The organism is Microcystis flos-aquae FACHB-1344 (assembly GCF_014698375.1).
GTDB classification, from domain to species: domain Bacteria; phylum Cyanobacteriota; class Cyanobacteriia; order Cyanobacteriales; family Microcystaceae; genus Microcystis; species Microcystis aeruginosa.
The window spans coordinates 1-4,339 of the sequence record NZ_JACJSW010000159.1 but is presented as its reverse complement, the minus strand read 5'-3'; the positions used below and the strand labels follow the sequence as shown (position 1 = coordinate 4,339).

Annotated in this window: 2 protein-coding genes and 1 pseudogene; 1 reads left to right on the top strand and 2 read right to left on the bottom strand. The window is 44.1% G+C overall.

Annotation, left to right across the window (positions count from 1 at the left end; translation table 11 throughout):
• Positions 1–214: 214 nt before the first annotated feature.
• Positions 215–1,330 (bottom strand): TIGR03032 family protein, encoded by a 1,116-nt coding sequence (locus H6G48_RS14665; protein ID WP_190722310.1) that lies wholly within the window; start codon positions 1,328–1,330, stop codon positions 215–217.
• Positions 1,331–1,700: 370 nt separating this feature from the next.
• Positions 1,701–2,103 (bottom strand): annotated as a pseudogene (locus H6G48_RS14660) (bluetail domain-containing putative surface protein); the annotation flags it as partial.
• Here H6G48_RS14660 and H6G48_RS14655 point away from each other — a divergent pair.
• The gene (locus tag H6G48_RS14655; protein ID WP_190722309.1) at positions 2,087–4,219 is read left to right on the top strand and encodes a CHAT domain-containing protein; all 2,133 of its coding nucleotides are present in this window, start codon (positions 2,087–2,089) and stop codon (positions 4,217–4,219) included. The pseudogene H6G48_RS14660 and the gene H6G48_RS14655 sit on opposite strands and share 17 nt — an antisense overlap.
• The last annotated feature ends 120 nt before the right edge of the window (positions 4,220–4,339 follow it).

Below are 4,339 nucleotides of genomic sequence, written 5' to 3'. Positions count from 1 at the left end.
TAAATCTATTATTCCCCATAAATATCAGAAATGCTACTTGTCGTCACAAAACTTCCCATTAGAGCAACCTACATCTACATCTTTGTTCTAACATTTATTGGTAAAACTATATAATGCCGTCAGATATTTGGGGTAGGAGTTAAAGGACCCGGGGAAGATATCTTTAACTAAAAAAGGAGTTGACATGATTTTTTCCTGAATAATAGGGTGAAAATTAAACAATTAAAGAAGGCACCATCCACACCGATTGAGTGCCGTCGAGGTCGGTATCCGGTCCAATTAGCGCCGGGTTGCGGTAGCCCGGCAGGACAGAGACGGCAAAAACCTCCTCCACGCCGCTATTGAACCAAAAAGTTGCCACCAGTTGACCGGTAGCTAGGTTGACAATAGCCAACCCGCACCGCAATTGATTACGCCGCTCATCCAGGGGTAAACCGCCAAAAATCGCCGTTTCCCGCACTTGGGACAACCCGACAAAGGCGTGACCTTCCCAACAGTCCAAACCCCGGGTAAAACCGGGCAATTCCGCCACGATTTCCGTGCTGCCAGTTTGGGGATGCCAACGGTTCAAGGTTCCATAACCGGAATTGAGAAAATAGAGATTACCCTGGTAAAGGCGGGGAGAATGGGGCATAGCTAAACCCCGCAGAATCACCTCTCCCCTAGCCACATCAATTAAGCATCCGCCCTGGGCCTTATTCTCTCGCCAGAGGCTTTCCTCGTTGGTTTCCCCCAATGCCGTTACATAGGCGGGAGTGCCGCTATTTTCAGCCATAGCCAAGCCATTGAGGTGGCAGCGGTCCCCGGGGACTAACTCGGTGATAAAGGGCGGTTTCCACTGGGGGAGAAAACTCCAATTTCCTTCGATGGTTGCCAGACAGTTAAATAAGGTATTGACCACCCAAAGGCGATTACTGCCAAAGGCCAAATCATGACCCATAATCGGACCGGTGAGGTGAGAGGAACGAGCTAAAAAGGCGATATCCTGTTCCCCTTCTGGTTTAATCTGGGGGGCAATCTCTCGATTAGCGGGTAAATTCCAAATTGCCTGACGAGCGCCCACAGCAATTCCGGTAGCGGTTCGGGTTAAACCCATCGCTTGGTCAAAATGGGCGAAACTCACCCGCATTTGTCCTTGATAAGTGCCAATGCTGGCCACTCGTCCCGCTTGGTAGGTGGAAATCAACACCGACAAGTCAAACTGGTTGAGTAATTCCGGCAGATTGAGGCTGTACTCATAATTGACCGGCACTGCTTGGCGCTGAGATGGACTCGCTGCCGGCGCTTGGGTATCTGAAAACTGGTTAGTCTTGGGCGGCAAGCTGTCCATAGAGTTTTTTTGCATAGATTAGCATCGATTCTGATAATTGATTATTGTCTATGGTTGATTATGGTTTCAGTTGGTATTAATGGGGCTTATTATAAACAAACCAATCAATATCATTTATAAAGTTTTTTGAACGGCTCTTCTGGTTTATGTGTGGAAACGATGTCTATACTGATATTTTCTAGTTTCTTCCGCGGCCCGACTGAGCATCGCCGAACGTTAAAATAGCCCTAAAAGTCTTGCTTGATAGGTATTTCACGGTTTCATAAGCAAAAATTATAACACAAAGTCGAGAAGAGCCTCTTAACTTTTTTTGTATCAAAATTACTTGAACGGGAGCATTAAAAGGGGAGAATTAATCCCCCCCATCAATTTAGACAAAGAAACTATTGACTGGAATAGTGCCGAGCGCCGGTAAACTACCCGTTAACCCAGTCAGATTAATCACCAAATCATTAGCACTTTGGAAGCCTGCTGTACCGTCGTTGATAATTAGGTAAGTGGTAGTAGTATTAGCAACCCGCACTAAAGCAGCACTGTTCATCCCGAGAGCTTGATTTCCGGCTGTTGCGCCATTAGCATCGGTAAAGACGTTAGTAACAATGGTGTTAATATTGGTCGTGGTGCTATCTGTTGCCCGGGTAAAAGCGACCGGGGCATTAATGGCCCCACCAAATTGACAAGGCATTACCCGTGCCATTAAGATTACCAGTACCAGTGAGGACGAGATTTTCCACGTTGTCAGGAAGGGTATAGGAAATGGAAACTCGCAGTGAAACACCTCGTGAAACTTGGCTGCAACCGATTGTCGCTCTTCTGGGAGAAGGGGAATTCGCCGAGGCTTATGCTTTGGCTGCATACTTTCCTAACACTCGCAATAGGCAACTCGTACAACTTGCTGCATTGTTGGGACAAAATAAGTTTAGTGAAGCTGATACTCTCTTAAAGAAATTTGCTGCTGAAACTCAAAGCCTTGTAGCTGATTTTGCAACTATTCTGAGCCAAGTCGATTTGGACCTCCTTGAGACAGCTTATAAAGCTATTGAGGCTCGATATTTCCAGTTGGCTGATTTCTGTATTCAATTTCAACTGCTGACTCATCCAGAAACAAGCTTATCAGTAATCGGTGAGGGACTAAGGCTAAGAAAAACTGAATTTGTTCAAGACATAAACTCATATGTAAAGGTGGAACCGACGGTTAAGGTTCCACCCGACAAATTGGCAGGTGGAGAAGCGGATTTAAACAGAAAATATATCGGCAACCCGGGTTATTTTAACTCGAATAACGGGAGTATTAACGAGCGTGGGGAGTTTATTCGGCCGCCTTTCTCTGAGCAGCCTAAACCCCTTCCGTCGTCTAATAGCGTAACAATTCAACGCCACACTCGAATCGAATTCCCATCAGGATGTGTTCTTGAACAAAAAGTTGATTTAAAGATTCAGCTAACTCAAGAGATTCCAAAATTTACTCGTGTTCCAGAAAAAATTTGGCTTACAGTAGGACTTAATACTAAGCAAGTTAAACTAAATGTCAAGGTTACTGCTCCAGCATTTGCCATAAGACCTTATCAGCAGCAGTTGACTGTTCCAGTTAAAGGCGATTCCAACGAAGTGATTTTTACCCTTGTTCCTCTTGAAAGAGGTGAGCAAGTTATTGAGATTGAGTTTTTCAGAGGAGCAACAAGAGTTGGGTATGTAATCGTTCAAACTAACGTAACTTTCTCATCATATCATGAAATATCGCCAAAAGTTTTATCAATGGAAGACCCAATTGATGGTCTCAAAAACTTAGAAAGTATGACGGTTAATCCCGATAAACACACACTTAATGTTACTTGGATTGAGAGAGAAAGTAAATTACTCTATACCATTTTCCCAGCGAATCGCTTAGGCGAGTGGGAGAAAACAATTCCTAATATTCAGCAACAAATTGAAGATGATTTGCGAAGTTTGAATGCTTTCCTGACAGAAGTAGTGCAACAAGGAAACCCCTCTGATGAGCGTTGGGAGAGTATCTGTTTCAATCTTCAGAGTGTTGGCGCTAACTTGTTCGAGATGTTAATTCCCTCTGAAGTAGCAAAAAAAGTGCGAGATTGGAAGATTGGTTCTCCTGTCATTATCTCCACTAATGAACAGTGGATTCCTTGGGAATTAATGTACGACGGCGAAGATTTTTGGGGAAAGAAGTTTATTATTGCTCGCTCTCCTCGCCTCAGCGATAGTCAAGATTTACCAAAAAGAAATAGACCTGAAAGTAAGGGAAAAAGACAAATCAAGCGGATTGTCAATATTGTCGGTGGAGATGTACCTTCCTCGGAAGCAGAGCGAGCTACCCATCTATTCTCTAATCTTCTCCCCCCGGAAGCGGTACACTTGTTAGCTAAACAGCCAATTTCGTCCCTTGTAAAAGCTATTCCAGGCACAGATGCGCTTCATTTTACCTGTCACGGACATTTAGAACCGCACCTACTCCAAATTGCTGGCGATAAAAACAAAACCCGAATTGAAAACTTGCTCCCTGAAACCATCCAAAGGCTACCCCTTGAGCCGGGTAGTCTTGTGTTTGCTAACGCCTGTGCTTCAACCGTTCCCGTGTTAACCTTTGGAAAATTTAGCAGTTTTGGCTGGAAATTTTATCAGCGTGGTGCAGATGCTTTCATTGGAACTTTAGGAGCCGTACCAGTGAAATATGCCGTCAACTTTGCCGAAATTGTTTACCGTGAATTATTCAACCCAGATGAGAAAATTACTATCGGACAGGCTGTAGCCAAAGCCAAAGAAGTTGCAGCCAACGAAAGAAACTTATTCTGGCTACTGTATTGTATTTATGGCGATCCAGATTTCTCGATTGTACAGCAAAAAAATTCCAAGGAGGAAGACCATGCCAATTAAAGTATATCTGGACTTCCCCCGTATAAATATACTAGCTATGGCTAAAAGTCTTACACAGCCTGAGTTAAAGCAATATAATACTAATGGACTACTGGACACAAACTCCGGAAGTCCTTACGC

Excerpts from the sequence above, each read along its gene's own strand:
- H6G48_RS14665 (WP_190722310.1), bottom strand. The coding sequence starts at position 1,330 with ATGGACAGCTTGCCGCCCAAGACTAACCAGTTTTCAGATACCCAAGCG.
- H6G48_RS14655 (WP_190722309.1), top strand. The coding sequence starts at position 2,087 with ATGGAAACTCGCAGTGAAACACCTCGTGAAACTTGGCTGCAACCGATT.